This is a genomic window from Micromonospora sp. LOL_025 (assembly GCF_048060285.1).
In the GTDB taxonomy this organism is placed as follows: domain Bacteria; phylum Actinomycetota; class Actinomycetes; order Mycobacteriales; family Micromonosporaceae; genus Micromonospora.
Genome location: NZ_JBHMIR010000130.1, coordinates 1 through 442, shown reverse-complemented (window position 1 = coordinate 442; position 442 = coordinate 1). Strand labels below are relative to the sequence as shown.

1 protein-coding gene is annotated in these 442 nt (G+C 76.5%); it reads left to right on the top strand.

The window, feature by feature from the left end; all coding sequences use genetic code 11:
* Positions 1 to 442, top strand: a 442-nt coding sequence (locus ACFHW0_RS31800) for a beta-ketoacyl synthase N-terminal-like domain-containing protein (protein ID WP_416613322.1), incomplete at both ends; no start/stop codon positions are given.

The following is a 442-nucleotide window of genomic DNA, read 5'->3' as shown; positions in this document are numbered from 1 at the left end:
TCGTCGTTGGTGGCGTTGCACCTGGCGGTGCAGTCGCTGCGGCGCGGCGAGTGCGACCTCGCCCTCGCCGGCGGCGTCACGGTCATGGCCACCCCCGGCACCTTCTTCGAGTTCTCCCGGCAGCGCGGCCTGGCCGCCGACGGCCGGTGCAAGGCGTTCGCGGCGGCCGCCGACGGCACCGGCTGGGGCGAGGGCGTGGGCGTGCTGCTCGTGGAGCGGCTGTCGGACGCGCGGCGCAACGGCCACGAGGTCCTCGCGGTCGTGCGGGGGAGCGCGGTCAACCAGGACGGCGCGTCGAACGGCCTGACGGCACCGAACGGCCCGTCGCAGCAGCGGGTGATCCGGCACGCCCTCGCGGGTGCCCGACTGGGCACCGCCGACGTGGACGTGGTCGAGGCGCACGGCACGGGCACGACGCTGGGCGACCCGATCGAGGCGCAGG